This is a genomic window from Gelidibacter sp., from assembly GCF_039916245.1.
In the GTDB taxonomy this organism is placed as follows: Bacteria; Bacteroidota; Bacteroidia; order Flavobacteriales; family Flavobacteriaceae; genus Gelidibacter.
The window spans coordinates 1-2759 of the sequence record NZ_JBDSLS010000068.1 but is presented as its reverse complement, the minus strand read 5'-3'; the positions used below and the strand labels follow the sequence as shown (position 1 = coordinate 2759).

At 36.8% G+C, this 2759-nt stretch carries 3 protein-coding genes; 1 reads left to right on the top strand and 2 read right to left on the bottom strand.

Going from position 1 to position 2759, the window contains the following annotated elements; all coding sequences use genetic code 11:
- Positions 1–915: 915 nt before the first annotated feature.
- A complete protein-coding gene (locus ABIQ28_RS03435) occupies positions 916–1755 on the top strand; it encodes an alpha/beta hydrolase-fold protein (protein ID WP_348035353.1) in 840 nt (279 codons plus the stop codon).
- A 141-nt stretch (positions 1756–1896) separates the two neighbouring features.
- On the opposite strand, the gene ABIQ28_RS03430 is transcribed toward ABIQ28_RS03435, so the two are convergent.
- On the bottom strand, positions 1897–2115 hold the full coding sequence (locus ABIQ28_RS03430) for a VF530 family protein (protein WP_348035352.1): 219 nt from the start codon (positions 2113–2115) through the stop codon (positions 1897–1899).
- A 193-nt stretch (positions 2116–2308) separates the two neighbouring features.
- On the bottom strand, positions 2309–2759 hold a 451-nt coding region (locus ABIQ28_RS03425; RefSeq protein WP_348035351.1), incomplete at its 5' end, for a DUF6500 family protein.

Here is a 2759-nt window from a genome sequence, read left to right as displayed (position 1 = left end):
GGAATTAAAACCCACAGGAGACAATTCTTATATCATGACCACCTCCGAATATTGGATCAGTAGAGATGAGTTTAAGGATGCGGAATTTGATGCCGACATTGTGATTTTTGAGGAGGAAGAGGATTAGGTTAAATAGAATTTAGAACGCTTCGCTGTTAGAACATAGATTATAGACTTGATTCGTGAAATATCAAAATGTAAATAGCTTTGAGAGTGCTTTGCGGTTAGTATTAAGTATTAAGTATTAGGACTGGCTTCCTAAAACATCAGAGATTTGGAATCTGTTTTGAATCCGGGTAATCCGTGCAATCTGGTCTAAAAATACAATAGCCACAGCGTGGCGACATCTTAATAACAAATACATCAACTTAATAGCAAATACATCAAATCATCACAATAGAGCTCAATAGGAGCGGTATAATTAATGTCACCGATATATCAAACGCAATGAAATTGTAAATTATGCGAAAACATGCCGCTCCTAAGGAGCTTATTAATAAACCTCATAATTTAAGCTATTGCTATTGCGCTCTTCTGGAGCTTAAAAACCGATGATAAAGGAAGTTCAAAAGCATTCAATATTTAATTCGTGAAACGATACAAATTTATATTTTGTTGTGAATCCGCGTGATCCGTGCAATCCGTGTCTACAAACAGAACAGCCACGGCGTGGTGACATCTTAATAGAAGAACAAAAGGTTTCAAGGATTAGCTCCAGAGGAGCGACATCCTATTAGCTATAAGACCGCTTCACTATTGGCATAAAAAATTAACCAGTTCATAAAAGATTTAAAATTAAATTGGAATCCGTGTAATTAGTGAAATTCGTGTCAAAAAAACCTCATAAACCCCACCTATAACCTATATTTGAAAGCATTCCGATTTGAATGAATGTATCCAAATTAAACCTGATAAATGAAGCACTTTTTTTATAGTATATTTTTGATAACGATAGGCCTTACTTCTGCGGAAGCACAGACTACCCTAAAAGAAAGTTCAAAAACACCATTGACTATTGGCGAAGTAGTCACCATCGAATCCAAAATCCTTTCAGAATCAAGGATACTCAATATATATTTACCTGAAAGCTATAAAGTAGCCGACACCTTAAAATATCCTGTGATTTATGTTTTGGATGGTAGTATGGACGAAGACTTCTTACATATCGCTGGCTTGGTTCAGTTTTTTAATCTGCAAATGAATATGCCAAAAACCATTGTGGTTGGGATTGCCAACATAGACCGCAAGCGTGATTTCACATTTCCTACCATCGATAAAAAGCTAAAAAAAGATTATCCAACCACAGGAGGTTCCAGAAAATTCATCGATTTTATGGAGAATGAAGTGCAGCCCTATATTAAGGCCAATTACCCAACCAATGCACAAAAAATGCTCATCGGACAATCCCTGGGCGGTTTGGTAGCCACTGAGATTCTATTTAAAAAACCAACCTTGTTTACTGATTATATTATCGTGAGTCCGAGTTTATGGTGGGACAATGAATCGTTGCTGAAGGATGCCAAAATGTTTTTAAGTGCGCACAATAAGCTGTCTGCCAATGTATATGTGTCGGTAGGTTCTGAAGGCGAAATTATGGAACGCGAAGCTAAAAGTTTAGTCGATGTTTTGAAGAATGCAGGCAAACCAAATCTAAAAGCGGAGTTCCTGTTTTTGCCTAATGAAAACCATGCCACTATTTTACATCAAAGTGTGAATGATACTTTTAAATTGATGTATCCTAATCAAGAGAAATAAGACCGCTTTGCTTTTAGAATTAAGAATCAAGACTTATTTCAAAAAGAATTGAAATTGATTATTTCAAAGTCCATATTCAACTTTAATGAGAAAGCTCTATGCGGAGATCAGAATTAAGGGATTTGAAACAGCTCTTATTGATTAGCGTTTCTTAGATAACATTTTTAAGTACATATATTCCACCTTAGCGCGTGCCCAAGGTGTACGTCTTAAAAACTTCAAACTTGATTTGACGGAAGGATCTTCATTAAAACACTTGATTTTAATGATCGAACCCATATATTCACAACCATAATGCGCAACCAGCTCATTAATGATCTGTTCTAATTTGATGCCGTGAAGAGGATTATTGGGTTGCATGTTTTATTGTTTCAGGTTTGAAGTTTAAGGTTTCAACTTCCCGATTTAGAAAAAGATTCGCCCGGGCAGGCAAATCTCGGAATTTATTTCGACTTTAAAGTCTTCTTTTTTCAGGATTCCAATTTCAATTAGTTATTGAGTTGTCCGGAAGTATCGGGTTCATTTTCAATTTCAACTTCAATTTCAACCTCATCTACTCCTCCACCAAAGCCCTAATCTTCACCGCTTTCTCAAAATGATCCAGTTTATGCGTCATAATCCACCATGTGGCGGCCTCCATCAACAATTCAGGAGTGTCATTTTTGTTGGCAAAAAAAGCATAAAAGGACAAACCAACGTTCGTCCCCTTTGCGGCAATCTTTGCATTGCAAACAGCAATGATTTTATCTTTTAAAACTTGACTGAGCATAATGAGGTTTGAGGCTTGAGGTTTGAGGCTTGAGGTTTGAAAATCTTCAATTTGGACTTCAAGTTCATTTTCAAGTTCATTTTGAACTTTAGCTGCGTCGTCTACTCTTATTTCGGTCAGATCGTCCTCCTGAAGATGGACTCTTAGCGCCTGAACTTTTCTCTTTTGGTTTATTGCTTCGTCCTTGCCCTTGTCCTCTTCCTTGACCTTGTTTAACAGGTTCGGTAGACTCATT

What these genes read in the sequence shown, in the direction of transcription:
- ABIQ28_RS03435 (WP_348035353.1), top strand. Translation starts at nt 916, where the DNA reads ATGAAGCACTTTTTTTATAGTATATTTTTGATAACGATAGGCCTTACT.
- ABIQ28_RS03430 (WP_348035352.1), bottom strand. Translation starts at nt 2,115, where the DNA reads ATGCAACCCAATAATCCTCTTCACGGCATCAAATTAGAACAGATCATT.